This window comes from Burkholderia sp. Bp9143, from assembly GCF_003853645.1.
Lineage (GTDB): Bacteria > Pseudomonadota > Gammaproteobacteria > Burkholderiales > Burkholderiaceae > Burkholderia.
Genome location: NZ_QTPO01000182.1, coordinates 1 through 359 on the forward strand (window position 1 = coordinate 1; position 359 = coordinate 359).

General features: G+C 66.0%; 1 protein-coding gene. It reads right to left on the reverse strand.

Annotated elements, in window-relative coordinates; translation table 11 throughout:
• The coding region (locus DIE23_RS39255) for an ATP-binding cassette domain-containing protein (protein ID WP_148093515.1) at positions 1-359 on the reverse strand (359 nt) is incomplete at both ends.

The window sequence follows — 359 nt, forward strand, 5'->3', positions numbered from 1 at the left end:
GCGCGCGCAATCTCGAGACGACGCTGGTGGCCGTACGACAGGTTGCGCGACGTGTAGTCCGCGTACTGCAGCACGCCGACGTATTCGAGCAGCTCGATCGCGCGCTCCTTGATCTCGCGCTCTTCCTGGCGTTCGGCCGGCGTCTGGAACACCGCGCCCAGCAGACCGTGCTTGGTGCGCACGTGGCGGCCCACCATCACGTTCTCGAGTGCCGTCATCCCGCCGAACAGCCGGATGTTCTGGAACGTGCGCGCGATGCCCGTCTTCGCGACCTGGTGCACCGCGGTCGGCTTGTATTCCGTGCCGTCGAGCTTGAACTCGCCGGAGTCCGGCGTGTAGAGGCCCGTGATCACGTTGAA